The 25006-nt window shown below is 72.6% G+C and carries 19 protein-coding genes; 9 read left to right on the forward strand and 10 right to left on the reverse strand.

The features are described from left to right. Nucleotides 1-68 precede the first annotated feature (68 nt). From ACZ6RC_RS01260 to ACZ6RC_RS01275, 4 genes are all read right to left on the reverse strand, one after another. Entirely contained in the window at nucleotides 69-1508 is a 1440-nt protein-coding gene (locus tag ACZ6RC_RS01260) for a nitrosuccinate lyase (protein WP_469578533.1), read from the reverse strand. After that, complete coding sequence (locus tag ACZ6RC_RS01265) at nucleotides 1505-3547, reverse strand: FAD/NAD(P)-binding protein (protein ID WP_469578535.1); 2043 nt, start codon at nucleotides 3545-3547, stop codon at nucleotides 1505-1507. Before ACZ6RC_RS01265 ends, ACZ6RC_RS01260 begins: the two co-directional genes overlap by 4 nt. After that, the gene (locus ACZ6RC_RS01270) at nucleotides 3544-5217 is read right to left on the reverse strand and encodes a class I adenylate-forming enzyme family protein (protein ID WP_391142851.1); all 1674 of its coding nucleotides are present in this window, start codon (nucleotides 5215-5217) and stop codon (nucleotides 3544-3546) included. Before ACZ6RC_RS01270 ends, ACZ6RC_RS01265 begins: the two co-directional genes overlap by 4 nt. A 232-nt stretch (nucleotides 5218-5449) precedes the next feature. Next, complete coding sequence (locus ACZ6RC_RS01275; RefSeq protein WP_469578537.1) at nucleotides 5450-5899, reverse strand: GNAT family N-acetyltransferase; 450 nt, start codon at nucleotides 5897-5899, stop codon at nucleotides 5450-5452. Between the two features lie 102 nt (nucleotides 5900-6001). On the opposite strand from ACZ6RC_RS01275, the gene ACZ6RC_RS01280 reads away from it, so the two are divergent. Continuing rightward, on the forward strand, nucleotides 6002-6997 hold the full coding sequence (locus tag ACZ6RC_RS01280) for an NADPH:quinone reductase (protein ID WP_391142846.1): 996 nt from the start codon (nucleotides 6002-6004) through the stop codon (nucleotides 6995-6997). Between the two features lie 171 nt (nucleotides 6998-7168). After that, nucleotides 7169-9145, forward strand: a complete 1977-nt coding sequence (locus ACZ6RC_RS01285; RefSeq protein WP_391142844.1) for a helix-turn-helix domain-containing protein — start codon at nucleotides 7169-7171, stop codon at nucleotides 9143-9145. 348 nt (nucleotides 9146-9493) lie between these two features. Here the strand turns inward: ACZ6RC_RS01285 and ACZ6RC_RS01290 are convergent, their stop codons facing one another. Both ACZ6RC_RS01290 and ACZ6RC_RS01295 read right to left on the reverse strand, forming a co-directional pair. Further along, nucleotides 9494-10702, reverse strand: coding sequence for an IS701 family transposase (locus ACZ6RC_RS01290; protein WP_453614896.1), 1209 nt, complete (start codon nucleotides 10700-10702; stop codon nucleotides 9494-9496). A 541-nt stretch (nucleotides 10703-11243) separates the two neighbouring features. Then, on the reverse strand, nucleotides 11244-12347 hold the full coding sequence (locus ACZ6RC_RS01295) for an LLM class flavin-dependent oxidoreductase (protein ID WP_469578540.1): 1104 nt from the start codon (nucleotides 12345-12347) through the stop codon (nucleotides 11244-11246). Between the two features lie 179 nt (nucleotides 12348-12526). Here ACZ6RC_RS01295 and ACZ6RC_RS01300 point away from each other — a divergent pair, with 179 nt between their 5' ends. From ACZ6RC_RS01300 to crcB, 4 genes are all read left to right on the forward strand, one after another. Next, complete coding sequence (locus tag ACZ6RC_RS01300; RefSeq protein WP_469578542.1) at nucleotides 12527-13219, forward strand: DsbA family oxidoreductase; 693 nt, start codon at nucleotides 12527-12529, stop codon at nucleotides 13217-13219. Nucleotides 13220-13318: 99 nt separating this feature from the next. Continuing rightward, nucleotides 13319-13729: a fluoride efflux transporter FluC gene (locus ACZ6RC_RS01305; protein WP_391142835.1), complete on the forward strand. Its 411-nt coding sequence runs from the start codon at nucleotides 13319-13321 to the stop codon at nucleotides 13727-13729. Continuing rightward, nucleotides 13726-14070 (forward strand): DUF190 domain-containing protein, encoded by a 345-nt coding sequence (locus ACZ6RC_RS01310; protein WP_391142831.1) that lies wholly within the window; start codon nucleotides 13726-13728, stop codon nucleotides 14068-14070. Before ACZ6RC_RS01305 ends, ACZ6RC_RS01310 begins: the two co-directional genes overlap by 4 nt. Next, entirely contained in the window at nucleotides 14067-14420 is a 354-nt protein-coding gene (crcB, locus tag ACZ6RC_RS01315; protein WP_469578545.1) for a fluoride efflux transporter CrcB, read from the forward strand. Before ACZ6RC_RS01310 ends, crcB begins: the two co-directional genes overlap by 4 nt. 7 nt (nucleotides 14421-14427) lie before the next feature. Here the strand turns inward: crcB and pucL are convergent, their stop codons facing one another. Next, complete coding sequence (gene pucL, locus ACZ6RC_RS01320; protein ID WP_469578547.1) at nucleotides 14428-15348, reverse strand: factor-independent urate hydroxylase; 921 nt, start codon at nucleotides 15346-15348, stop codon at nucleotides 14428-14430. A 297-nt stretch (nucleotides 15349-15645) separates the two neighbouring features. Here pucL and ACZ6RC_RS01325 point away from each other — a divergent pair, with 297 nt between their 5' ends. Next, on the forward strand, nucleotides 15646-16809 hold the full coding sequence (locus tag ACZ6RC_RS01325) for a lactate 2-monooxygenase (RefSeq protein WP_453614420.1): 1164 nt from the start codon (nucleotides 15646-15648) through the stop codon (nucleotides 16807-16809). A gap of 79 nt (nucleotides 16810-16888) precedes the next feature. On the opposite strand, the gene ACZ6RC_RS01330 is transcribed toward ACZ6RC_RS01325, so the two are convergent. Both ACZ6RC_RS01330 and ACZ6RC_RS01335 read right to left on the reverse strand, forming a co-directional pair. Next, on the reverse strand, nucleotides 16889-17848 hold the full coding sequence (locus tag ACZ6RC_RS01330) for an RNA polymerase sigma-70 factor (RefSeq protein WP_469578549.1): 960 nt from the start codon (nucleotides 17846-17848) through the stop codon (nucleotides 16889-16891). 316 nt (nucleotides 17849-18164) lie between these two features. Continuing rightward, complete coding sequence (locus ACZ6RC_RS01335; RefSeq protein WP_469578551.1) at nucleotides 18165-19373, reverse strand: NAD(P)/FAD-dependent oxidoreductase; 1209 nt, start codon at nucleotides 19371-19373, stop codon at nucleotides 18165-18167. A 347-nt stretch (nucleotides 19374-19720) separates the two neighbouring features. Between ACZ6RC_RS01335 and metG the strand changes: the two genes are divergently transcribed. Further along, nucleotides 19721-21445, forward strand: coding sequence for a methionine--tRNA ligase (gene metG, locus ACZ6RC_RS01340; RefSeq protein ID WP_469578553.1), 1725 nt, complete (start codon nucleotides 19721-19723; stop codon nucleotides 21443-21445). Nucleotides 21446-21549: 104 nt separating this feature from the next. Here metG and ACZ6RC_RS01345 read toward each other — a convergent pair whose 3' ends face one another. Then, nucleotides 21550-23676 (reverse strand): family 20 glycosylhydrolase, encoded by a 2127-nt coding sequence (locus ACZ6RC_RS01345; protein ID WP_469578555.1) that lies wholly within the window; start codon nucleotides 23674-23676, stop codon nucleotides 21550-21552. 658 nt (nucleotides 23677-24334) lie between these two features. On the opposite strand from ACZ6RC_RS01345, the gene ACZ6RC_RS01350 reads away from it, so the two are divergent. Then, nucleotides 24335-24973 carry a PASTA domain-containing protein gene (locus ACZ6RC_RS01350; protein ID WP_469578557.1) on the forward strand — a complete coding sequence of 213 codons (639 nt, stop codon included), beginning with the start codon at nucleotides 24335-24337 and terminating at the stop codon, nucleotides 24971-24973. Nucleotides 24974-25006: the final 33 nt, after the last annotated feature.

Here is a 25006-nt window from a genome sequence, read left to right on the forward strand (position 1 = left end):
TGCGCGGCGCGGGGGACGGGGGGCGGGGGTGCCCGGTGCTCCCGGACGGCCCGGTGTCCCCGGGGTGGTCACGGCGATCCCTTCAGCGCGCGGTCGACCAGCGGGCCCGCCGCTCCCGTGTAAGCGGCCGGGTCGCAGAGCGAGGCCACCTCGGCGGCGTCCATGACCCCGGCCAGTTCCGGAGCCTGGGCCAGGACGTCGGGGAGCGGCCGGCCCTCCCGGTCCGCCGTGACCGACGCCCAGGTCAGCAACTCCTTCGCGGCGGCCTTCCCGAGCCGGGGGGCCAGCACCGCGGCGATCCGTTCCGAGACGATCCGGCTGCCGGTGAGCGCCAGGTTGTCCCGCATCCGGCCGGCCCGCACCTCCAGGCCCTCGGCGAGCTCGACGGCCGTGTGGGCGGCGCCGCCGGTCAGCCGCAGGCACTCCCGCAGCAGCTGCCACTCGGCGTGCCACACGCCACCGGACCGCTCGTCCTCGGTGACCAGGCACTGCGTCAACGCGCCCGCCAGCGCGGGCACCTGGAGCGATGCGGAACGGATGAGCGTGGCGAGCACCGGATTCCGCTTGTGCGGCATCGCGGACGACGCCCCGCGCCCGGCGCGCCCGGCCGGCTCGGCGACCTCCCCGACCTCGGTCCGGGCCAGCGACTGCACGTCGACGGCGATCTTCCCGAGCGCCCCGGACGCGAACGCCAGCGCGGCCGCCAGATCGGCGACGGGCGAGCGCAGCGCGTGCCACGGGACCGTGGCCGTCCGCAGGCCGGTCTCCTCGGCGAACGCCTCCAGGAGCCGGTCGTGGTACGCGCCGACGTCGAAGGACTCCACGCCCCCGTCCCCGTCCCGCGTCCCCGCCGTCTCCCCGGCGCCCACCGCCGGAACGGCGTACTCCAGGTACCCCGCCAGAGTCCCCGCCGCCCCGCCCAGGGAGACCGGCAGCGCGTCCTGGACCCGGCAGAGGCGTTCGTCGGCGGCGATGACCAGGGTGTACCAGCCCGCCGCCTTCACGCCGAACGTCGTCGGGACCGCGTGGAGACCCAGGGTGCGGCCGGCGACGAGGGTGTCGCGGTGGCGTTCGGCGAGGGCGGCGAGCGCCGTCGCCGTACGGGACAGGTCCGCGCGGATCAGCCGCAGCGCCCGGTCCGCGACGAGCATCGCACCCGTGTCGAAGATGTCCTGGCTGGTCGAGCCCCGGTGGACGTACTCCGACGCGTCCCCGTCGTCCTCGGCGACCACCCGGGTCAGCGCCTGGACCAGCCCGACGACCGGGTTGGCCGTCTCCCGGGCCGCGAGGGCCAGGGCGCGGACGTCGAGGCGCTCGGCGCGCGCCGCGTGGGACACGGCCCGCGCCGCGGACTCCGGGACCGTGCCGAGCCGGGCCTGGGCCCGGACCAGCGCGGCCTCCGCGTCCAGCATCGCCTGGAGCCAGGCGACATCGCCGACCGCCGCCTCCACCGGCGTCCCCGCCCGCACCGGCGACAGCAGACCCGCGTCGTCCCACGCGCGGGTCACACGATCACCCCGCTCAGCTCCGCCGAGGAGCCCTCCGGCACCGGACGGACCCCGGCCGGCACCTGCGCCGCCGGCGGCAGCGCGCACAGCGCCCGGGCGATCGCGTCGGAGTCCCCGAGCGTCACCGAGTCGACGCCAGGCCGGATGCCGGCCGCCGTCACCCAGTGGACCGACTCGGTCGGCACGCCGTACGCGAACCGGCGCGGATGCGGACGGCCCCGGCCGTCCACCACCCGGTACGGCCGCTCGGTGACCGCCAGGCCGCCCGTCTCGTAACTCGTGCCGCAGGAACCGGCGATCCGGTACGGCGTCGCCTGGTCCGTGCCGAGCAGGTGCTGCAGCAGCGGGTCCTGGGTGCGCCGCACGTCCGGCTCCGGCAGCCGCGCCTCGACCAGCACCGACGCCCGTACCGGCGGCCCGGGCACCGTGTCCGACGCGGCCACGAACGACGGCGCCGCCGCGTCCAGCCGGATCTGCGTGCCGGGCCCCATGACCTCCAGGACGCCCGCCTCGATCAGCGCGATCATCTCCTCGATACGGGAGGCCGGCGGGCCGATCGACAGGAAGCCGTTGAGCGGGGTGTACCAGCCCTCCAGGTCGTCCCGGTGCGAGTTGCCCTCCAGGCCGCCGTGGTCGACGGCCAGCCGGACCTCGTTGCGCAGGTCCCGCAGCACGTCCAGGGCCGCCTTCAGCGGGCCGTGCACATTGCCGGCCCGCGCGTCGGCCACGTCCCGTTCCAGGTGGCGCAGCAGCCAGGCCCGGAAGTCGTCCCGGCCGGTGAACTCCCGCTCCCCGTACGGCCGGGACAGCGCCTCCCAGTCCCACCGGTCCGGCTCCGGAATGCCGTACTCCGCCGCCAGCGCCGTCCGCTCCGCCTCACCGGCCGTCGCCAGGTACCGGCCGGTGAACGCCTCGCGCTCGGCGCCGCGCCCCAGCGAGTCCAGGAGGGTGCCGTAGTAGACGCTCTCCACCTCCCGCGAGATCAGCGGCCACAGGTCCTGCGCGAAGTTCACCCGCTCGCCGTCGGCGTTGCGGGCGCGCAGCCGCTCGATGAACTCCGGCGTCAGCAGCCGCGGCAGGTGACGCCCGTACGCGCCCTTCTGGTTCTCGCCCCGCGCGTGGTACGGCACCCCGCGCCGGGAGGACGCGAACAGCTTCGGCTCCCGCCCCGAGGCGAGGTACACCAGCCGGCCGTCCCGCCGCTCGAAGACCCCGCCCCGACCGGCCGTGAACAGCGCCATGTGGTCGAAGAAGTTGAGCCCGAGCCCGCGCAGCAGCACGTGCTGCCCCGGCTCGACACCGCTCAGGTCCAGGTCGGCCGGGTTGGCGGGCGTGACGTACCGCAGGTTGTGGATGCGGGCCAGGCTCGCCGTACGCGCCTCGCGGGCCGTCAGCCGGGCCGGCACGTGCCCCTGGGCGAGGACCACGCCGTCGAGGTGGTTGAGCCGGGTGCCGTCCTCCAGGCGCACGCCCTGCGGCCCGCCGGGCACGCCGTGGGTGTCGGCCATGGCGACCGCCCGCGAGCGGTGCACGCGGACCGTGATGTGCGCGGGGGCGCGGGCCACCACCCGCTGGAAGCAGTCGTGCAGATAGCGGCCGTAGAAGGCCCGCGACGGGTAGTCGTCCGGGCCGAGCCGGCGCGCCTCCTCCAGCGTCGCGGTGTCGTAGCCGTCGACGGACGCGCCCGCGTCCGTGAGGACGGCGAGCTCCCTGGCCCACTCGTAAAGACTCGGACCGGGCTCGATCGGGCCCTCGATCCGCGCGCTGTCGTCGGTGTAGACGGTGACCTGCGAGGCCACGGTGTTCATCAGCAGGTGCCTGGACTGCTCCGTGCGCCACACCGCACCCGCGCCCGGCGCGGCCGGGTCGACGACGTGGACGGTCACGGTCCGGTGGGAGGGCGCGAGCCGCTCGTTGGCGCAGAGCCGCTCCAGCACGGACAGGCCGCGGGGCCCGGCGCCGACGACGCAGTACTCCGCGTGACTGTCGCCCACGCCCGTACCGTGGCGCCCGCCCTGGGCGCCCCGGTCCCCGCTCATGCCTGCTCCCCGGCGGCCGTGGCCGTACCGGAGGCACCGGCCGGGGCACCGGCGGCCGTGGCCGCGCCCGTCGTCGCCGGCGCGCCGTCCGACCCGGCGGGGCCCTTCGACCCGGCCGCCAGCAGACGCGCCAGCTCCAACCGCTTGATCTTGGTGGTCGCGGTCTGCGGCAGCTCGCCGAGCCGCCACTGCACCGGCTCCGCCATCGGCGGCAGCGACGCCGCGGCCGCCTTCCAGGCCGCCGGGTCCAGCGGCCGGTCGTCCTTCGTGCAGACCACCGGGACGGCCCTGCCGTCCTCGCCGGGGATAATGATGACCTCCGCCAGCTCCTCCAGCTTGCCGAAGAGGGTGTCCTCCGCCGCCAGCGTCGAGCCGAAGCCCTCGATCAGGTCGACCTCGCGGTCGAGGAGGTGCACACAGCCCCACTTGGTGCGGTAGCCGACGTCGCCCATCCGCCACCAGCCGTCCGCCGACACCTGCTGGTCGTACCGCTCCTGCTCGCCGAGGTAGGTGACGATCCGGCCGTCGCTGCGCACCTCGATGTAGCCGGGGTTGTCCTGCGAGGGCTCCTTGCCGTCGCGGCTCACCACCCGCACGTCCGTCATGCCGGGGAAGGGACGGCCGACGCAGCGGCCGTCGTCGTCGAGCGAGCGGCGCCGGGTGAAGGCGCGGACCACGGCCGGGCCGACCTCGCTCTGGCCGTACAGCTGGCCGAAGAGCGGCGCCCGCCGCCTGGTGGCGCGCAGCAGGGTGTGCACGGTCCGCGGGTGGATGGCGTCGAACGTCGAGGAGAACAGCTTGACGTTGGAGAGCGGCCCCCGCGGGTCCTTGGCCAGCTCCTCCCACTCCATGAAGGAGTTGGGGTGCGCCTCCAGGATGCCGGGCTTGAGCCGGGCGAAGAGGTCGGCGGCCTGCCGCGGGTCGGGATCGGCGAGCACGAGGATCGGGAACCCGCGGAAGAGGGAGATCGCGAGGGCGGTGAAGAGCCGCGAGTGCACGAACGACACGTGCATCGCGATCGTCTCGCGGTCCCGGATCAGCGCGCTGATCGCCGATATCTGCGGGCGGTAGCGGGCCTGCAGCGTACGGCCGGTGTGCACGGCCAGCTTCGGCGTGCCCGTGGTGCCCGAGGTGTGCGTGATCAGCGTCGGGTACTCGGGCGGCATGGTCACCGCGGGGACCCGCGCCACGCCCTCGAGGGCGGCCAGCTCGGTGGCGCCCTCGTGGCTCCCGGAGGCGAGCAGCACCTTCCCGGCCAGGTCGAAGACCTCGGCGGGCAGCTCCTTCTCCAGCTTGGCCGCGTCCGTCAGCAGGAACGGCCGGTCCGTGCGCCGTACGAGCTCGGTGGCGGTCGCGCCGTCCAGCTTGGGGGACAGGAGGACCGGTACGGCCCCGACGCGGGCGATGGCGCAGGACAGCAGCGTGATGTCGAAGCCGTCCGACTTGTAGACGACGACCCGCTCGCCGGGCCGGACCTTCGCCGCCCACAGGCGGGACGCGTAGTCGTCGATGAGGTCGGCGATCTCCGCGACGGTCATGCGCCGCCCGAGGCCGGGGGCGATGTCGAGGTCGTGATCGAGGATCACGACGTTCGCGGGGTGCCGGGACGCCGCTCGCTCGAACAGCGTGCCCAGGCGGATACCACGGTTTCCAATACGCTGCAGCAGCATGTCCCCAGGCTTTCGTCGGTAGAAATGCCGAGATCGACTCTGATCGGCAAGGCGAATTCGGACCGCTCCCGCGAGAACGCGCGGGCCGCTCCCGCCACAACGCGCGGGTGGGCAATGGCAGTCGGAAAATGGCGGACGGAGCGGACGGAGAATGGGCGTATTTTTCGCCGTTCTCGGGACGGGATACTGCTGAGCGCCCGGGGGTGGGGTCAACGGAACGAATCAGGGTCCGTCAAGTCCGGTCCCCGGGTGCGGTGTCCAGCGCATAGTGCAGGGCCACGATGTTCATCCGTTGTGCGTGGTAGAAGCGTTGTGCCCGGTGGTTGGCGGTGCCGGTGTCCAGCTCGATCCGTACGCAGCCGGCGCGGCTCGCCCGTTCCCGCAGCGCGCCGAGGAGGCGGGCGCCCACGCCGGCCGAGCGGGACTCGGGTGCGGTGACGAGGTCGTCGACGAAGAGCAGCCTGCCCCGGCTGGTGGCGAGAACCCGGTGGGTGGCCACTCCCAGGCACCGCCCGTCGGGGCCGTGGGCGGCGGTGAAGACCAGCCCCTGGCCGTGGGCGGCGACCGCGAACTCCAGAAAGGCGGCCGCGTCGAGGCCGGGCCGCAGGGCCCGTATCAAGGGGCCGACGTCGGTGACCAGGGCGGGATCGGCCGGGGTGAGATCGGTCAATGACAATTCCATGAACGGCACCCTAGGGCGCGAATGCGCCGACCTTCGAGCCGAGTTGACACATCATGGGCCGTCTTCGGAAAAGCGGGCCGGGGTTCTGCGAGTATCCGTCGCATGCGCGCTGCCTACATCGAAGAGCTCGGACCGCCGGACGCGATTCATTACGGAGAAGTGGCCGACCCCCGTCCCGGACCGACGGATGTTCTCGTCGACGTCCTGGCCACGACCGTCAATCCCGTCGACACGTTCGTCCGCTCCGGACTCTTCCGCACGCCGCTGCCCTTTCCGTTCGTGATCGGCCGCGACCTCGTCGGCCGGGTCGCCGCCACCGGAGCCGGCGCCACCGGCTTCACCACCGGCGATCTGGTGTGGTGCAACAGCCTGGGCCACGAGGGCCGGCAGGGCGCGGCCGCCGAACGGGCCGTCGTCGCCGCCGACCGGCTCTACCGCCTCCCGGACGGCGTCGACCCGGAGAGCGCGGTCGCCGTGGTCCACCCGGCGGCCACCGCCTACCTCGGCCTGTTCACCCACGGCCGGGTCAGGGCCGGGGAGACGGTCGTCGTCGCGGGCGCGGCGGGCAACGTGGGCAGCGCGATGGTCGTCCTCGCCGCCCAGGCGGGCGCCCGGGTCATCGCCACGGCCCGCCGGCGGGACGCGGGGTACGTCTCCTCGCTGGGCGCCGACGAGGTCTTCGACTACACCGACCCCGATGTGTACGCGCTGATCGCCAAGGCGGCCCCGGACGGCGTCGACGCCTATCTCGACGCCTCCGGCACCAACGACCTCGGCCACAGCGTGGACCTGCTCGCCCGTCGCGGCCGGATCGTGCTCCTCGCGGGCGCCCGCACCGAGCCCGTACTCCCCGCCGGGCGGCTGTACATGAAGGACGGATCGATCGCCGGTTTCGTCATCTCGCACGCCACCAGTGCCGAACTGGCCGAAGCCGCCGAGACCATCAACCGGCTCCTCGCGGCCGGTTCGTTGCGTCCGCGTGAAATCGAGGTCCGCCCGCTGAGCGAGGCGGCCGCGGTCCACCGCCGCATCGAGACGCACGGCCCGCACGGCAGCCGCATCGTGCTCCGCACGACGTCGGGCACGGTGGTCGACTGAGGCGACGTCGCCCCGCCCCGTACCCGTCCGGCCCCAACCCCCCTTGCACTGGCCGGGAATGAAGTGGCCGAGGTCACCGTTGACCGTACCCCCGGACCGAATTAGTTTCGGCCAGCGGTACGGGTACTCTCCGGAGTCCCCGGTTTTCTTCCAACAACGGGGGTTGGGACGATGTCCATGCACGGCGCGGACGGGGGCGGGGGCACCGACGCGCTCGCGGTCCTTGAGCTGTTGGCTCAACACGCACCACCAGGCCGCTTCGAGGCACTCCTCGGGGACGCCCGCCGGGCGGGCCTTCCCGACGGCGAACTGGCAAGGCTGGAACGAGCCGTTCAGCTCGCCACCGGCATCAGCACCTCCTTCAGCCGCCGCGAACAGCGCGAGGCCGGACTCGCCGCCCTGGTCGACACCGCACGGGACCTGACCTTCCCGTACGACCTGGACAGCCTCCTGCGGGTCATCACCCGCCGGGCCCGGCGACTCCTCGACTTCGACATGGCGTACGTGAGCCTGCGCACCGCCGGCGGCTCCTCCTACATCCACACCACCGAGGGCTCCCTCACCGGCCTGACCACCGGACTGCGGGTCCTCGACGGCCACGGACTCGGCGGCGAGGCGCACGCCCATGGCGAACCGGCCTGGAGCGCCGACTATCTGGAGGACGACCGCTTTCCGCACGCGGAGGCGATCGACGAGGTCGTCCGCGCCGAGGGGCTGCACGCCGTCATGGCCGTGCCGCTGCGCAGCGGGGACACGACCGTCGGCGCGCTGTACGGGGCCGACCGCCGGGTGCGCCACTACACCCCGGACGAGATCGGGCTGATGTCCTCGCTGGCCGACCTGGCCGCCGTTGCCATCGAGAAGGCCGGACTGCTCGACCAGACCCGGGCCGAGGTCACCGAACTGGAGCTGGACAGCTCACGGGCGCGCACCAGCCTCACCCGGATGCGGCACGTCAGCGAGGCCCACAGCAGGATCATGAACCTCGTCCTGTCGGGCGGGGACCTGTGCAACGTCGCGAAGGCGGCCGGGGACGCCCTGGACGGCACCGTGATGATCCGCGACCCGGGCGGCCGCAGCCTGGCCTCCGGCGGGGACATACCGGGCCTCGACGAGGAGTCGGTGGCGAAGGCCTCGCTGGACGCGCACGCGGGGCGGCGGCCCGTGGTCACCGGCGACAACACGTGGGTGGCACCGGTCATCGCCGGCTCCGAGGACCTGGGCGTGCTGGTGATCCGTACCGCCACCGGGCTCACCGGCGAGGACGAGCGGCTGCTGGAACTCGCCGCCCAGTCCGTCGCCTTCCTGCTCCTGATGCAGCGCTCCACGGCCGTCGCCGAAGGCCCCGTGCGCGACGAACTCCTCGACGACCTGCTCGCCGACCCGCAGCACGCCCCGCAGCAGATCGTGCAGCGCGCCCGCCGCCTCGGCATCGACCTGCGCAAACCGCACGTCCTGGTGGTGGCCCGCCCGGAGGGCGGCGAGCAGGGCCGGGCGGTGGTCTGGGCGTCCTCGTACGCGTACCGCATGGCGGGCCTGAAGACCGTGCAGGGCGGCTGCATCGTCCTGCTGCTGCCCGGGGTCGACGCCTCCGCGGCCGCCCAGGCGGTCTCGGGGGAGCTGTCGCCGCTGCTCGGGCACCCCGTCTCGGTCGGCGCGGCCGGCCCCGGCTGGAGCCCGGACAGCGCGGCGCGGATGTACCTGGAGGCGATGCGCTGCCTGGACGCGATGAGCGCGCTGGGCGGCTCGGGTTCGGCCGCGTCCGTGCAGGACCTCGGGTTCCTCGGGCTGCTGCTCTCCGACGACCACGACGTGGACGGGTTCATCGAGTCCGCGATCGGGCCCGTACTGGACTACGACGCCGAGCGGTTCACGGACCTGACGCGCACGCTGGAGGCGTACTTCGCCTCGGGCGCGAGCCCGACGAACGCGGCGGAGGAACTGCACGTCCACCCCAACACGGTCTCGCGCCGGCTGGAACGGATCGGCGAACTCCTCGGCGCGGAGTGGCAGAAGCCCGGCCAGGTCCTGGAGGTCCAGCTGGCCCTGCGCCTCCAGCGCACCCGCGACGTCCTCTCCCGCCAACGCGGCACGGACCCGACCCGCCCCTCCGCCCAGGACCGCGACCGCGACCGTCCGGCGGGGTAGGCGCGGGCGGGAACGCGCGGGGTGGACGAGGCGCCCGGGGGCCGGCGGAGGCGGAAACGCGAGGGGCGGACAAGGCGACCGAAGCGCCCGGGGGCCGGCGGAGGCCGGAACGCGCGGGGCGACCGAGGCGCCCGGGGGCCGGCCAGGCCCCCCGGCGGGGCCGACCCCCCGGGCGGGGCTCCGGCGGCGGTGGTGCGCCGACCCGGCGTCCGCGGGTCCCGCCGACGGTCTCGGCCGGACCCGCGTCCGGCCGGGCGTGCTCCGGCGGCGCAGAGGCCGCCGCGCCGACGAGCCGCCGACCCGCCCCCCTGTCCGGGGGCGAGTCGGCGGCTCGCCGGGCCGCCGCGGTCAGCTCGCCGTGCGGCCCGGTTCGAACGCGGTGTCCCAGTCCGTCGCGAGGACCGTCGCCGCGTGGGCGGCGGAGGCCAGCGTGATGTGGCGGTGCCAGCCGCGGAACGAGCGGCCCACGAAGTCCCGCAGGCCCGCGCCCTCCCCGACCTGGGTGAAGTCCCGCTCCACCCGCCGGGACAGCTTCGTCAGACGCAGCAGCGTCCCGACGGTCGCCCCGGTCAGATCGGTGATCCACAGCCGGCTCGGAGGCCGCCGCGGATCGTCCCACTCACCCAGCAGCAGCAACGGACGCATCCGCTCCCCGGCGGGCGCCGGCAGCGCGACCCGGACCACCGTCGCCAGCGAGGTCCGCGAGGTCCGCGTACCCGAGGCGGTGTCCAGCCAGCCGACCGGCCGGCGCAGACCCTTGAGCGATTCGAGGATCTGCTGGGCCGGCAGCGGCCCGGCGCCGAAGCCGGGCAGCGCCCGGTCCGCGACCGAGAGCCGGCACGTCGCGCCGATCCTGGCGACCACGGGCACCCCCGCCCCGGCCAGCCGGTTCAGCGCCGCCCGCCCCGCCCCGCCCCGGATGTCGAGGAGCAGCGGCTTGCGGGTCACGTCCTGCCAGCGCGCGGTGTCGAGCGCCGCGGCGACCGCGCACTCCTCCAGGGTCTCCTCGCCCGCCCCCTCGGGGACCTCGGCACGGTCGCGCCGCGTCCGGTCCTTGACCCAGGGGTCGGGCAGGAAGAGCCGCCAGTTGACCGGCACGCTCAGCTCCTCGGCGGCGAACCAGACCCCGAAGGCCTGCTGCCCGCGGAACACCTGCCCCCGCTCCGGGTCGAAGCGACGGTCCACGCCGACCGAGTGCTCGCCGGCCTTCGGAATCGGCATCGAACGGACCACCCACGCCTGCGGGCAGCTGTTCTGCTCCAGGAACCCGGCGAGTGCGGCCCGCATCGGCCGCCAGTCCCAGGTGGAGCTCGAAATGAAATGGTGCAGACTCTGCTCGGCGGCGGCGCCACCGATCTGTGCGGCGATGTTACGGATCGACTTCCGGCCCTGTGCGGTCAGCAGCCCCCGAAGGTACTGCTCTGCCTTCAGACGCTGATCGCGCCGGGGAAACCCCGAGAAGAGCGTGGCACACAGCTCGTCGTAGACATCGTCGGCCACCGCGTTCCGGTACGGCGCCGAGTGCGGCCCGAGTCCGGTGCGGTGCTGGATCCCCAGTGAATCGAGAACGGTCCTGCGCTTGGTTGCGACGGATGTACTCACGACACTCCTGCCCGACGGTTTCGCAGCTCCCTCCAGCTGCCCTCACACCGTCTCGCCTGGTGCGTACCTGCGGCGAGGTGTACCCGGCACCCGTCTTGGCCGCCGGATGGTGACCGGACCACCGGTGGTGGCTTCCCGGGTGACGCGTGGGGGGCCGGACACCGTCCGGGAGGGGAGAGAGGTGTGGCCGGACCACCAGGGGGTGTGGTCCGGCCACATTCGCGTCACCCGGTTTCAAACCGGCGCGCCGGTGATCTGACAGACTCGGCGGCCCTGCTTTGACCGCGGTGGGGCGCGGCCCGACCATCGCAGGACGAGACGGAACGGGCCGGCCCCTGGTTAATGCCCCAGGCCAGAGGCCGCGCCTGTCCGTCTCGCTCAACTCACGGCCCGCTCGCGGCCCAAGCCTCACGCACAAGCCTCACGCACAGGCCCCCGCGCCCCGGCCCCGGGGCCCGCGCCGGCTCACCACCCGGCCGCCCGGCTCACCGCCCGGTCACCCCCGGCTCGCCCCCGCCGCCGCCTCGGCGTCGCGCCGCGCCACCCGGGCCGCGTGCGTCGGCCCCTCCGGCACGCCGGCCGGCCGCAGGCTCTCCATCTCCTTGCGCAGCACCGGGATCACTTCCTCGCCGAGCAGGTCCAGCTGTTCCAGGACCGTCTTCAGCGGCAGACCGCCGCTGTCGATCAGGAACAACTGCCGCTGGTAGTCGCCCACATACTCCCGGAAGGACAGCGTCCGGTCGATCACCTCCTGCGGGGAGCCGACCGTCAGCGGGGTCTCCCGCGTGTACTCCTCCAGGGACGGACCGTGGCCGTAGACCGGCGCGTTGTCGAAGTACGGCCGGAACTCCCGTACCGCGTCCTGCGAGTTCTTGCGCAGGAACACATGGCCGCCCAGGCCCACGATCGCCTGCTCCGGCGTGCCGTGGCCGTAATGCGCGTACCGCCGCCGGTAGAGACCGACCATCTTCGCCGTGTGCTCCTTCGGCCAGAAGATGTGGTTGGCGAAGAACCCGTCGCCGTAGTACGCGGCCTGCTCGGCGATCTCGGGGGAGCGGATCGAGCCGTGCCACACGAACGGCGGGACACCGTCCAACGGGCGCGGAGTCGAGGTGAAGCCCTGGAGCGCCGTGCGGAAGCGGCCCTCCCAGTTCACCACGTCCTCCCGCCACAACCGGTGCAGCAGCGCGTAGTTCTCCACGGCCAGCGGGATGCCCTGCCGGATGTCCTGGCCGAACCACGGATACACCGGGCCGGTGTTGCCGCGCCCCATCATCAGGTCGACGCGCCCGTCCGCCAGGTGCTGGAGCATCGCGAAGTCCTCGGCGATCTTCACCGGGTCGTTGGTGGTGATCAGCGTCGTCGACGTCGAAAGGATCAGCCGCTCCGTACGGGCCGCGATGTGCCCGAGGAGCGTGGTCGGGGAGGACGGCACGAACGGCGGATTGTGGTGCTCGCCGGTCGCGAAGACGTCGAGACCCACCTCCTCCGCCTTGCGGGCGATGGCGACCATCGCCTTGATGCGCTCGTATTCACCCGGCGTGGTGCCGTCGGTGGGATCGGTGGTCCTGTCCCCGACGGTGAAGATTCCGAACTGCATGACACAACACTCCAAGCCGCCCCAGGAAAGTCCGTCCTCCCCATAGTGCACGACCTCCGGCAGAAACGGAAACTTATCCGGGTAGCCTTCCGGCCGCTCTCCACCGCACGACCGGCCATGGTGACGAAGTCTTCCGCGCGGGCTGGACGCCCCGCCGCCGCATGCTCACGCTCACGGCCATGACACCCGTACGAGAAGCCACCGCGTCCGTCGTCACCGTCTGGTCGGACATCGGCTGCCCCTGGGCCTCGCTCGCCCTGAACATCCTGCGCACCGCCGCCGCCGACCGCGGCCAGGACCTCCTCATCGACCACCGCGCCTTCCCCCTGGAGCTGTTCAACCGCCAGCCCACGCCGAAGCACATCGTCGACGCCGAGGTCGTCATGCTCGGCGCCCACCGCCCCGAACTGGGCTGGCGGCTCTGGAACGCGCCCGCCTGGGAGTACCCGTCGAGCATCCTGCCCGCCCTCGAGGCCGTGCAGGCCGCCAAGGCGCCCGAGGCCGGCGGACTGCGCGGTTCCGACCAGCTCGACGCAGGTCTGCGGCGCGCCTTCTACACCGAGCACCGCTGCATATCCCTGCACTCCGTCATCCTCGACATCGCCGAGGAGTGCCCCGACGTGGACGCCACCGCCCTGGAGAAGGCCCTCTCCGAGGGCGCGGGCCGGCGCGAGGTGTACGCACAGTGGCACGAGGCGCGCGGCCCCCGGATCCAGGGGAGCCCGCACTTCTTCGCCCCGGGCGGCTACGCCGAGCACAACCCGGGCGCCACCTACGTCTTCACCGGAGACCTCTACGACGGCGGTTTCCCGCGCCTCGACCACTACGACGCCGGCTGGGCGACCACGCTGCTGGACTCCCTGACCGCGTAGCCGCCGCCCGACGGCCGGGGAGCGGGGGAGCGGAGTGCGGAGGCCCGGGAGAGCGCGGGGTGCGGGGCCGGCCGGCCCCGGCGCCGCTAACCTGCCGCCATGGAACTGCGCGGGCGGCTGCCGGCCGTCGGAGCCGTGGCGGCCGGCGGCGCCCTCGGCGCTGCCGCCCGCTACGCCGCCGTGCTGGCCTGGCCCACCCCGCCCGGCGCCTTCCCGTGGACCGTCCTCGCCGTGAACGCGTCCGGCTGCGCGGCCCTCGGCGTCCTCATGGTCCTGCTCACCGAGACCGGGCCCCCGCTCCACCCCCTCCTGCGCCCCTTCCTCGGCACCGGAGTCCTCGGAGGATTCACCACCTTCTCCACGTACGCGCTCGACACGCAGCGCCTGTTGAGCGCCGGGGACGCGGCCCGGGGCATCCTCTATCTGGGAGCGACGGCGATCGTGGCACTGACCGCCGTCTGGGCCGGGACCACGGCGGCCCGTGGCGTGCTGGTGAGGAGACCGCGATGACGAGACTGGCGGGCAGGGCCCTGCGGGTGACGGTCCTGGTCGGGGAGGGCGACGTCTGGCACCACCGGCCGCTGTACTCCGAGATCGTCCACCGGGCGCACGAGAGCGGCCTCGCCGGGGCCTCCGTCTTCCGCGGCATGGAGGGGTACGGCGCCTCCTCCCTCGTCCACACCTCGCGCCTGCTCTCGCTAGGCGAGGACCTGCCGGTCGCGATCGTGCTCGTGGACACGGAGGAGCGGATCCGCGCGTTCCTGCCCCAGCTCGACGCGGTGGTGGGCGAGGGCCTGGTCATCCTCGACGACTGCGAGGTCATCCGCTACACCGGCCGGGAGCGCCGGTGAACTGGCTCCTCGTCCTCGCCGGCGGGGCGGTCGGCGCGCCCCTGCGCTACCTCACCGACCGGGCCGTCCAGGCGCGCCACGACTCCCTCTTCCCGTGGGGCACCTTCCTCGTGAACGTCGCCGGCTCCCTCGTCCTGGGCCTGCTCACCGGCGTCACCTCGGCCCGGGCCCAGCTGCTCCTCGGCACGGGCCTGTGCGGGGCGCTGACCACGTACTCCACCTTCTCGTACGAGACGCTGCGGCTGTACGAGAGCGGGGCGCGGGGGTTCGCCGTGGCCAACGTGGCCGGGAGCGCGGCCGCCGGACTCGGAGCCGTATGGCTGGGAGTCGGGGCGGCCACGCTCCTGTGACGGCCCCTCAGGCGGTGATCCAGTCGCTGGTGGCGATCACCGGCTGCACGCCGTCGCGGTGGACGGTGCCCTCGATCAGGCCGTACATCCGGTCCGCCGCGAAGTAGACCTCGTTGTCGTTCTTCAGCCCGAACGGCTCCAGATCGACGAGGAAGTGGTGCTTGTTGGGCAGGTTGAGACGGACCTCGTTGACCGTGGTGACGTTGTCCAGGACCCGGTCCGCCATCGCGTGCAGCGTCTGCTGCAGCGAGTAGCTGTACGTCTCCGCGAACGCCTCCAGCATGTGGCGGCGCACCTTCTTGTACGACGTGTCCCAGTCGTGCCCCGGGTCGCCGGCGGCGGCGGCCGAATGGGCCCAGCGGGCCGTCACCTTGGTGGCGAGGATGCGGTCGTACGCCTCCTTCAGCGTCGTGTACTTGTCCTTGATGTAGCCGTGGAACTCGGAGTTCGTCGACTTCATCACCGTCAGGTCCTTCAGACCCGATACGACCTGCGGCCGACCGGTGTTCTCTCCGTACGTGATCTGCGCCGTCCGCACCTCCTGCCCGCTGCGGACGAAGGAGTGCTGCTCCTTGCGGCTGGGCACCGACACCCGCTCCCAGGCGTACTCCTCCACCCGGATCTGCGCCTCGTGGATCACCGCCTGCGACTCCACGAAGTGGCGGGCGAGGTGGATGCCGAAGGCCTCGGGGGAGTCGACGCCGTGCTCCTTGGCGAAGGCGTAGACGGTGTTCTTGGTGGTGTCGGTCGGCAGACAGTTGCCGTTGTCGCCGGTCAGATGGACGTCGCGGTACTCACCGCGGAGCGCGACCGACACGTTCAGGTCGCGGATCTCGTGCCAGGAACCGTCGGAACCCTTGCGGGTCACCGTCACGATCCGGTTCTCGGCCTTGCCGTACTGGTTCTGTGCGAGGACGTGCTTGCTCATGTGGCGAAACTCCTGCGGGTACGCGGATACGAAGATCCCGTACGCCCGGCGTCCAATGCCCCGCGTCGCGTGCGCCGCCGGAGCACCCCCCGCCGTCCGGCCCGTGCGACGGGCCGCCCCGGGACTGACGAGCATCCCGGTCCGTAGGTGTGAGCTCGAAGATAGGTGCGATCCGGGCCGGTGGCAATGGTGGGATCCGATGGCAGGCTGAGGCCGGACGGCGTCCCGGCGCCCGGGACGGCACGGCACGGCACGGCACGGACATCGAATCGGTTGCGGAGAGGCGGCGGATCGCGCGTGAACTGGTCGGACTTCCAGTACGAGATCTATCTGAACGGGCTGTCCGGAGCCGTCCCCCGGCTCCCCACCGACCTCACCCGGCTGGAGGAACTGGCCGCCGCCCGGCTCGGCCCGGGACCCGTCGGCTACGTCGCCGGCAGCGCGGGCGACGGCTCCACCGCTCGCGCCAACCGGGCCGCCCTCGACCGCCACCGGATCGTCCCCCGGATGCTGCGGGACGTCCGCGAACGGGACCTGTCCACCGAGCTGCTGGGGCGCCCGCTGCCCGCCCCCGTCGCCCTCGCGCCGGTCGGCGTCCTGTCGATCCTCCACCCCGACGCGGAACCGGCCGCCGCCCGCGCGGCCGCGGCGCGCGGCATCCCGTACATCCTGTCCTCCGCCTCCAGCACCCCGATGGAGGAGGTAGCGCGGGCGATGGGGGACGGGGAGCGGTGGTTCCAGCTGTACTGGCCCAGGGACGTCGAGGTCGCCCGCTCCTTCCTGGGCCGGGCCAAGGCCGCCGGTTACACCGCGCTCGTCGTCACCCTCGACACCCCGCTCCTCTCCTGGCGCCCCCGCGACCTGGACCAGGCGTACCTGCCGTTCCTGCACGGTGTCGGCACCGCCAACTACTTCACCGACCCGGCGTTCCGGGCGGGGCTGGCCAAGCCGGTGGAGGAGGACCCGAACGCGGCCGTGATGCACTTCGTGGGCATGTTCGCCGACCCGGGCAAGACCTGGCCCGACCTGGCGTTCCTCCGCGAACACTGGGACGGCCCGATCGTCCTCAAGGGCGTCCTCCACCCCGACGACGCCCGGGCCGCGGCCGACGCCGGCATGGACGGGGTCGTCGTCTCCAACCACGGAGGCCGCCAGGTCGCCGGCGCGATCGCCGCCGCCGACGCCCTCCCGGCGGTGAGCGACGCCGTCGCCGACCGCCTCACCGTCCTCTTCGACAGCGGCGTCCGCACCGGCGCCGACATCGCCAAGGCCCTCGCCCTGGGCGCCTCGGGGGTCCTCGTCGGCCGCCCCTACGCCTACGGCCTGGCACTCGACGGCCAGGCGGGCGTCGACCACGTCCTGCGCTGCCTCCTCGCCGAACTCGACCTCACCCTGGCCCTCTCGGGCCACGCCGGCCCGGCGACGCTGACCCGCGCGGACCTGGCGGAAGCGCGCGCGTGACGGCGGCCCGAGGCGGCGACGGGGACAGGACGCGTCGCTGCCTCGGGAGCCGGGGCCGGGGGGCGGGGTCCGGCCCGACTCACCGCAGGGTGAGCGAGGTCTCCTCCGTCATGCGCGTGAGCTTCTGCGGGTTGCGGACGTAGTAGAGACCGGTGATGAGGGCGTCCTCGACGTGCAGGGCCATGACACCGTCGAGCTCGCCGTCGAGGTACACGGCCAGCGCGGGGCTGCCGTTGAGCACGGTGGGCTCGGTGGTGATCACGGCGCCGACCCTGGCCGAGCCGCCGAAGTAGAAGCGGGTCACCTTCCCGGCGCCGATGACCGGCCGGAGCGCGGCCCGCTTGACGCCGCCGCCGTCGCTCAGCAGGACGACCTCGGGGGCGAGCACGTCGAGCAGGGCCTGCGGGTCCCCGGTCGCGATCGCGCGCCGGAACGACTCCACGGCGGCCCGCGTCTCCCGCGCCGAGGCCGACCGGCGGGGGCGGCGCGCGTCGACGTGCCGACGGGCCCGGGAGGCGATCTGCCGCACGGCGGCGGGACTCTTGTCGACGGCCGCCGCGATCTCGTCGTAACCGACGTCGAAGACCTCGCGGAGCACGAACACCGCCCGCTCGGTCGGCGCGAGGCTCTCCAGGACCAGCATCATCGCCATCGACATGCTCTCGGCCAGCTCGACGTCCTCGGCCACGTCCGGCGCGGTCAGCAACGGCTCGGGCAGCCACTGCCCGACGTACGACTCTCTGCGGCGCTTCACGGTGCGCAGCCGGTTGAGCGCCTGCCGGGTCGTGATCCGCACCAGAAAGGCACGCTCGTCGTTCACCTGCGCCAGGTCGACCTTGACCCAGCGCAGCCAGGTCTCCTGGAGGACGTCCTCGGCGTCGGCGGCCGAGCCGAGCATCTCGTAGGCGACGGTGAAGAGCAGGTTGCGGTGCGCGACGAACGTATCGGTCGCGGGGTCGGTCGCGGGACCGCCGGCGGGGTCGGTGTCGGGGTTGGGGGCGGGGTCGGTGCCGGCCCGGTCCGTGTCCTGGTCGCTCATCTCTCGGGTGCCTTCCTTCGCGGGCCGGCCCGATGGCGCCGGCCCTCCTCCGTGCGTACGTCATACGTACACTCCGGCCGGGACGCCATGATCATCGCCCCACCCGCCCCGACCGGACCGGCTCCTTTTCCTGACAGGCCCTGAGGAAGCAGGTCTAGGGGGTGTCTTGCCGATCTTGCCGGGGTCGCGGCGCCCGGCACCGTGCCTCGCCGCGTTGTCGTCGGTCGTCGATGCTCCGCATCGACTCCCTCCTCCGCCTTGCGATCCACGGCACCGGACACCGCTCCCTGATCCGGCCTGATCGACAAGACACCCCCTAGGCGACCTGTTCGGGGACGGTCGGCGCCGTGCCCGGCCGGGTGGCGGGCCGCTCCCGGAGCTGCTTCTCGCGGTGGTCGCTCTTGAGCCAGCTGTGCGAGCCGGGCTTGCGCGCCTCGTTCGTCAAGTGCTTGACGCTGATCTGGCAGGCGAACTCCTTCAGCTTGGCTCCCGCGCGGCCGCCGATGTGGAGCGGCATCGAGACGTCGTTCTTGTGCGCGAGCTGGAATACGGCGGAGCCGCGCCCCACGCTCACGCACATCGCGTTGAGCGCGATGCCGACCGGCTCGGGCCGCTCGCCCGCGAGGCGGCGGAGAATCGTATCGGCGGCGTGGGCGCCCGTGCACCCCGCCACGTAGGCGCTCATGCGGTACGGCAGGTCCGAGGGCGCCGCCGAGTCCCCCGCGGCGACGATGCGCTCGTCGTCCACGCTGGTCAGCGTCTCGTCGGTCAGCAGGCGGCCGGCGGCGTCGGTGCTCAGCCCGCTGCGCGCGGCCAGGTCCGGCACGCCGAAGCCGACGGTCCAGACGGTGACCTCGCTCGGCAGCTCACGGCCGTCGGCGAGGCGCACGAGGTGCCGCGTCACCTCCGTGACCCGGGAGCCGGGGCCGTCGTGCACGCTCACTCCGAGCCGCGCGAGCCGCCGGGCGACCGCCCGCCGGCCCCGGGCGTGGAGGTACGGGCCGAGCGCCCCTCCGCAGACCAGGGTCACCCGGCGGCCCCGCTCCGCCAGCTCGGCCGCGGTCTCGATCCCGGTCGGACCGCCGCCCACAACCGTCACCGCGGCCGCCGCGTCGGCGGCGTCGAGGACCGACCGCAGCCGCTGAGCCGCCTCCAGCGTGGCGACCGGGTAGCCGAACTCCGCCGCCCCGGGCACGGGAGACGGGGCGCTGCCGCTGCCCGCCGCGTAGACGAGGTGGTCGTAGCCCACCGAGTCCCCGCCCACCAGCTCGACCCGGCGCCCCGCCGCGTCGATCCGCGCCACGCTGCCGACGACCAGCCGGACGCCCTCCGCCAGCACCTCGCGGTAGTCGACGACCGCGTCATGGGTCCCGCCCACCAGCTGGTGCAGCCGCAGCCGCGGGACGAACACCGACCGCGGATTGACCAGGGTGACCGTCACGTCCTCGCGCAGGGTCAGACGATTGGCGGCCATGACGCCCGCGTAACCTCCGCCGACCACGACGACCTGGGTGTTCTCGCTCATGGTGTCTCCTCCGTCTTCACGCGTCTTCATGGGTTCGGCCTCAAGACACCGCATGCGTGACGGCTGTGACGCGATGTGGCGCAGGTCACACTCGGGCCCGGGCGCGAGGGAGTGACGAGAGGCGCGCGCGGGGGAGCGCGGGCCCGTGCGGGCGCCGGGCACGGGCGGTAAACCCGCGAGCCGGCCGTACCCCGGTTCGCTACGATGACGGCGGCTCGCAGCCCCGTTCCGTCACCCGCCGTGATGCCGACGAGCGATCGGAGTGATCGCGCCGGCTGCCGCCTCCCGACCTGGGCCCGCCGTGGCAGCGCCACCGGCGCCGTACGCACGAAATGGAGCATCCAAGGATGGCTCGACACCTGGTAACCAGCGCGCTTCCCTACATCAACGGGATCAAGCACCTGGGCAACATGGTCGGGTCGATGCTTCCGGCGGACGTGTACTCCCGGTACCTCCGCCGCCGTGGTCACGACGTCCTCTACATCTGCGCCACCGACGAGCACGGCACGCCGGCCGAGCTGGCCGCCAAGGAGGCCGGGCTCTCCGTCGCCGAGTTCTGCGCGCAGGCGCACGACGCGCAGAAGGCCGTGTACGACGGGTTCGCGCTGGCCTTCGACTACTTCGGCCGCAGCTCCTCGCCGCAGAACGTCGAGATCACCCAGCACTTCGCGCGCAGGCTGCACGAGAACGGCTTCATCGAGGAGCGGGCGATCCGGCAGGTGTACTCGCCGGTCGACGGCCGCTTCCTGCCGGACCGGTACGTCGAGGGCACCTGCCCCCACTGCGGCTACGACAAGGCCCGCGGCGACCAGTGCGAGAACTGCACCCGCGTCCTCGACCCGACCGACCTGATCGAGCCGCGCTCGGCGATCAGCGGCTCCACGGACCTCGAGGTCCGCGAGACCACGCACCTCTTCCTGCTGCAGTCCAAGCTGCAGCACGAGGTGGAGGAGTGGATCGCCTCCGTGAGCGACCAGTGGCCGCACCTGTCGACGTCCATCGCGCGCAAGTGGCTGACCGAGGGCCTCAACGACCGCGCCATCACCCGCGACCTGGAGTGGGGCGTCCCGGTCCCCGCCGACACCTGGCCGGAGCTGGCCGCCGAGGGCAAGGTCTTCTACGTCTGGTTCGACGCCCCGATCGAGTACATCGGCGCCACGAAGGAGTGGGCGGATGCGGCCGCCGACGGCGAGAGCCGCGACTGGAAGTCGTGGTGGTTCGACGCCGACGACACCGTCCGCTACACCCAGTTCATGGCCAAGGACAACGTCCCCTTCCACACGGTGATGTTCCCGGCCACCGAACTCGGCGTGCGCGAGCCGTGGAAGAAGGTCGACGTCGTCAAGGGCTTCAACTGGCTGACCTTCTACGGCGGCAAGTTCTCCACCTCCCAGAAGCGCGGCGTCTTCACGGACGCGGCCCTGGAGGTCCTGCCCAGCGACTACTGGCGGTACTTTCTGATCGCCAACGCCCCCGAGTCGGACGACTCCTCCTTCACCTGGGAGCACTTCACCGCCACGGTGAACAAGGACCTCGCCGACACCCTGGGCAACTTCGTCAACCGCGTCCTGTCCTTCTCCCGCAAGCGGTTCGGCGACGAGGTCCCGGCGGGGCGCACGGCCGGCGAGGCGGAGGCGAAGCTGGGTGAGGAGATCGCGCGCCTGCTGGGCGAGTACGAGGACCAGATGGAGGCGCTCCAGTTCCGCAAGGCGGCCGCCGCCCTGCGCGCCCTGTGGTCCGCGGGCAACTCCTACCTGGAGGAGAAGGCCCCCTGGCTGGAGATCAAGACCGACGCGGACGGCGCCGCGCTGACGCTGCGCACCGCGATGAACCTGATCCACCTGTACGCGGTCGTCTCGGAGCCCTTCATCCCGACCACGTCCGCCGCCATGCGGGCCGCGTTCGCCCTCCCGGACGACACCGCGACCTGGGCGACCCCCGCCGAGGCCGCCGCCCTGGACACGGTCCCGGCGGGCACCCCCTTCACGGTCCCTCCGGTCCTCTTCGCCAAGATCACGGACGACGACCTCACCACCTTCCGCACCCGCTTCGGCCCCGCTCCCACTGCCTGACCCACGGGCCGTCCCCGCTCCGGCCAGGCGCAGGCCTGCCCGGAGCGGGGACGCCGGTCCGACGCCGGAGTCGGCGGCCGGAAGCGATCACCGGCAGGTGACCATCAGTCGATCGACCAGTGCTGCAGGGCCGAGTCGTCGTCTTCCTGCTGGGTCACCGCGGCGCCGTCGGTGACGGACGCGGCGGTGAGCAGGAGACCGCTGGCCGCGGAGGTGAGGGTGTGCTCGCCGTCATCGAGCTCGGCGACCCTCCAGCGCTGGACGGCTTGACCGGTGCAGGCCCGCTGGACGACGGCGGCACCGGCGCCGCCGGAGACCTCCGCACACTTCCCGGACGTCTTGTTGGTCATGGTGTAGGTGCCGTCGGACTGCTTGGCGAACGTCCACGTCTGGTTGGCGCCGCGGTTGGCCCCCCACAGGACCAGCCCGCCGCCGTCGGAGGTGGAGCCGCCGGGGTTGTCCAGGGCCTTGCCTCCGGTCTCGACGCTGTGCGCGCCTTCGAGGGGCTTCGTCTCGGTGCCGGGCCAGGGGACGCCCGGGGCCTGGTGGAAGCCGATGCCGGCCGCGGTCCAGCGGGGTCCGTGCGCCGCCAGGCGCTGGCGGAAGCCGTTCCAGTCGCGGGCGGACTGTGGCGTCCAGCCGACCTCGGCGAGGGCGGGGAGGCGGGGGAAGCTCATGTACTCGGCGTACTCGTGGGCGGCGGGCCAGCGGGTGCTCGGCGTCGGCAGCGCGCTGCTCCCCTCGTAGGCGCGGTCGGCCCACAGCACGGCCTCGACACCGGCGATCTGCCTGGCCGGGACGATCGAACCGGTGCCGTCCATCTTGGCGGTGGCCGTCGCCGGGTCCCACTCGTAGGACCGCCGCACGGGCAGATGGCCCCACCAGTCCAGCCCGTAGGGGGTGGTGACGTCGTACTTCATGTCCAGGTAGGCGTGGTCGGCCGGCGACATCACGAACTTCGCGCCGCGCGAGACCGCCTTGCGTACGAGGTGGACGGTCTCCCTCTCCTCGGGGGTACCGATGCTCTTACGGTCCTTCTCCCCGCCCCAGTACTGCATGAGGCTGCCGGCGGGGATCGGGCCCTTTCCGAGCTGGTGCCAGCCCATCACGGTCTTCTTCCGCGCGGTGGTCGCCTGCGCGGCCATTTTGACGTAGGCGGCGAACTGCTCCGGCGTGGCCTTGGGCGCCTCGTCACCGCCGAGGTGGATGTAGGGGCCGGGGGTCAGCCTGGCCACCGTCTTGATGACGGTCTGCAGGAAGCGGGTCGTGTTGGCCATGTGCTTCGCGTCGCCGAGACAGAAGACACTGATCTCGACCTCGAAGCCGGAGTAGGGCGGCCTCGCCTTGTCGTCGCAGTTCAGTCCGGGCACCGAGGCCAGCGCGGCCTCGGTGTGGCCGGGGCCGTCGATCTCGGGGACCACGGTCATGAAGCGGGACGTGGCGTAGGAGACGATCTCCTTGTAGTCCTTCGCCGAGTAGTACCAGTCCTTGCCGCCGGTGTGGCCGCTCTGCGTGCTGGCCCCGATCTTCGTCAGCTCGGGGATCTCGTCGATGGCGATGCGCCAGCCCTGGTCGTCCGTCAGGTGCAGATGCAGCGTGTTGATCTTGTAGGCCGCGGCCTGGTCGATGTAGCGCTTGACCTGCTCGACGGTGAAGAAACGGCGGGCGACGTCCAGCATCACGCCGCGGTACGCGTACCGCGGCGCGTCGGAGATCTCGACGGGTGAGACGGTCCACGTCCGGGAGCGCTTGGTGCGCGACTCCACCTCGGCGGGGAGCAGCTGACGCAGCGTCTGCACACCGCGGAACAGGCCCGCGGCCCCATGCGCCTTCACCACGACACCGTTCTTGCCGGAGGTCAGGGTGTACCCCTCGGCCCCCAGCTTCTTGGGCCCGTTGGGGTCGAGGACGACCGTGTGGTGCTTCGCCCGACCGTCCTTGACGACCGGCAGGTCGTAGCCCGTCGCGGGGGCGAGCAGCTTCGACAGATAGGTGCCGACGCCGACCGCGTCCGGCTTCTTCGACAGCACCATGATCTTGGTGCCGGGGGTGAGGGTGAAGCCCTTGCCGTCCACCGCCTGCTGGGAGACCGGTTGCGGCACCAGTGCGTAGGGGGCGGGGGAGGGGGTGGGCGGAGAGGTCGTCGCCTGGGACACCCAGGCCAGGGGCAGGCCGAGGACGACGGGGGCGAGAACGGCGAGGCGTCGGCCTCGGCGGCGCGACCAGCGCATGACGGGACTCCTTGAATCGGGAAGGCACGGGACCGCACACCGGGTGGGCGGTCGGGAGAGCGTGCTGCGTGCCGGCGACGGCAGCGGGGGTGCATGAGTTCGACAAGGTCGGCCCGGGACGCACGAGGACCGAAGCGCGCACCCGCTGCTAGCGCCTCGGGCGCACGGCAGAGCACGGGTTGTGCTTGTAGTTGCTCTCACTCCACGAGTTGTGAGCAACTTTCATCAGAAGGTGTCAGGGGGAAGGGGGAGCGTCAAGGCCTATCGAGGTATGGGTTTCCAGCCATCCTGGGTCATTGCCGCTTGCACGCGGTTCCGTCAACTCACCCTCGTGACAAAGGAGTTGTTCGAGACAACTCATGCGGGATGTCTGACGTCCTAGATGAATCGGGCCAGGGCCGGCGAGCCTCGCGACGGGCGGCGATGTCGGCCGCCGACACCCCCCCCGCCGCCAAGGGAGCCAGTGAAGCTGTGAACCGCCCCCCGTCCCTCGCCCGCCCGGTCCTTCTCCCGACCCTGAGGATTTCCTAGGCTGCCACCCGCATCCTGAAGGGGCCGCTCTGTGCCTGACCGACTGCTCACGACCAGGTGATAGCCGGATCATCACGACCTGATGAAGGTGCCGCACAAGTTGTACGGAAACCGGCAGGCTGGCCCAATGCGCAACAAGACCACCACGCTCATCGCGGGCGCTGCCCTCGTGCTCACGCTCACCGCCTGCGAAGGGGGTGACAAGGCCGGCTCGGACAAGCCGAGTGCCGCTCGGTCCACCGAGCCGACCGCGGGCGCCACCACCAAGGCACCTGAGCCTGACGCCGAAGTGGGGGCCTTGCCGGACATGACCGGCAAGGGCCTCCAGTCCGCACAGGACCAGGCGCAGGCCGCCGGCTTCTACAACCTGCACTCCCACGACGCCCTCGGTCGCGGTCGCATGCAGGCCGTCGACCGGAACTGGAAGGTGTGCGGGCAGACTCCGGCTGCGGGTGAGCATCCTGCCGATGTCAAGATCGACTTCGCGTCGGTCAAGCTCGAGGAGGACTGCCCCGGCAAGGACCAGGGCGCGAGCCGGCCGGAGACCGTAGCTACCATGCCTGACTTCACCGGGAAGTCCGTCAAGGTCGCCCGCCAGGCCCTCGACGCGGCCACGAGTCTCACGGTCACCGATGCATCCCCCGCGGGCCGAATGGTCCTCATGGAGTCCAACTGGCAGGTCTGCACCCAGGAGCCGACTGCCGGCACCAAGCTCGACGGCCAGCCTGTCACCTTGACCGCAGTGAAGTTCGACGAGAGCTGCTGAACGCCCACAGGTTCGCTATGCATCCCCGCTGCC

Source organism: Streptomyces sp. NPDC048353 (assembly GCF_055587165.1).

Bases quoted from the DNA above. Each gene is read 5' to 3' on its own strand.
- ACZ6RC_RS01265 (WP_469578535.1), bottom strand. From the start codon at position 3,547: ATGAGCGGGGACCGGGGCGCCCAGGGCGGGCGCCACGGTACGGGCGTG.
- ACZ6RC_RS01270 (WP_391142851.1), bottom strand. From the start codon at position 5,217: ATGCTGCTGCAGCGTATTGGAAACCGTGGTATCCGCCTGGGCACGCTG.
- ACZ6RC_RS01275 (WP_469578537.1), bottom strand. From the start codon at position 5,899: ATGGAATTGTCATTGACCGATCTCACCCCGGCCGATCCCGCCCTGGTC.
- ACZ6RC_RS01280 (WP_391142846.1), top strand. From the start codon at position 6,002: ATGCGCGCTGCCTACATCGAAGAGCTCGGACCGCCGGACGCGATTCAT.
- ACZ6RC_RS01285 (WP_391142844.1), top strand. From the start codon at position 7,169: ATGTCCATGCACGGCGCGGACGGGGGCGGGGGCACCGACGCGCTCGCG.
- ACZ6RC_RS01295 (WP_469578540.1), bottom strand. From the start codon at position 12,347: ATGCAGTTCGGAATCTTCACCGTCGGGGACAGGACCACCGATCCCACC.
- ACZ6RC_RS01300 (WP_469578542.1), top strand. From the start codon at position 12,527: ATGACACCCGTACGAGAAGCCACCGCGTCCGTCGTCACCGTCTGGTCG.
- ACZ6RC_RS01305 (WP_391142835.1), top strand. From the start codon at position 13,319: ATGGAACTGCGCGGGCGGCTGCCGGCCGTCGGAGCCGTGGCGGCCGGC.
- ACZ6RC_RS01310 (WP_391142831.1), top strand. From the start codon at position 13,726: ATGACGAGACTGGCGGGCAGGGCCCTGCGGGTGACGGTCCTGGTCGGG.
- pucL (WP_469578547.1), bottom strand. From the start codon at position 15,348: ATGAGCAAGCACGTCCTCGCACAGAACCAGTACGGCAAGGCCGAGAAC.
- ACZ6RC_RS01330 (WP_469578549.1), bottom strand. From the start codon at position 17,848: ATGAGCGACCAGGACACGGACCGGGCCGGCACCGACCCCGCCCCCAAC.
- ACZ6RC_RS01335 (WP_469578551.1), bottom strand. From the start codon at position 19,373: ATGAGCGAGAACACCCAGGTCGTCGTGGTCGGCGGAGGTTACGCGGGC.
- metG (WP_469578553.1), top strand. From the start codon at position 19,721: ATGGCTCGACACCTGGTAACCAGCGCGCTTCCCTACATCAACGGGATC.
- ACZ6RC_RS01345 (WP_469578555.1), bottom strand. From the start codon at position 23,676: ATGCGCTGGTCGCGCCGCCGAGGCCGACGCCTCGCCGTTCTCGCCCCC.
- ACZ6RC_RS01350 (WP_469578557.1), top strand. From the start codon at position 24,335: ATGCGCAACAAGACCACCACGCTCATCGCGGGCGCTGCCCTCGTGCTC.